The sequence below is a fragment of the Pseudomonas viridiflava genome (assembly GCF_900602065.1).
Taxonomy (GTDB): domain Bacteria; phylum Pseudomonadota; class Gammaproteobacteria; order Pseudomonadales; family Pseudomonadaceae; genus Aquipseudomonas.
Map to the genome: position 1 here is coordinate 1 of NZ_UWFN01000264.1, position 612 is coordinate 612.

Below are 612 nucleotides of genomic sequence, written 5' to 3' on the forward strand. Positions count from 1 at the left end.
GTAGACGCCAGCGTAGAACCCCAGCACCAGAGCGATGAACAACAGGCGCAGTAGCTTTCTCGCCGCCGCGGGGGTGGAGAGCGACGTGTCGAGCGGAGGTAAGGCTTGGCGTAGCTTCATCAGGGAACGTTAAGCCAAGGCCCTGGCCCTCGGAATAAGACGATCCTCAAAGTCGCAGGCGGTGCTGTCGGCGCACCCCCCGGCGTGACTTTTAAGAATCGCCTGATTAAACCCCACGCCTCCTCTCCATAAGATTGCGGCGCCTGGACAGCCCCCTTACGCCCTGTGGCGAAAAACGGACGGCGTCCACGCACAGCCCTAACCATCTTTAATGAGGAGTTCCACCATGAAGCGCATTGCCTTGATCCTGGCCATGACCGCCGCTCCAGCCCTGACCTTCGCGGCCGCCCCGAACACCATCACATTCACTGGCCAGGTGTCGGATCAGACCTGTGCTGTAGCGGTCAACGGCATCGCAGCGAATCCGGTGATCCTGATGCCTACCGTCAGCGCCGCCGCCTTGAGCGCAGTGGGCAGCACAGCGGGCGAAACGCCGTTCACCATCAGCGTGAGCGGCTGCACCGCACCGACTTCGAACCTGGCCATCAAAAC

At 61.8% G+C, this 612-nt stretch carries 1 pseudogene; it reads left to right on the plus strand.

The window, feature by feature from the left end:
• Nucleotides 1-346: 346 nt before the first annotated feature.
• Nucleotides 347-612: pseudogene (locus tag EE949_RS15005) on the plus strand (type 1 fimbrial protein); the annotation flags it as partial.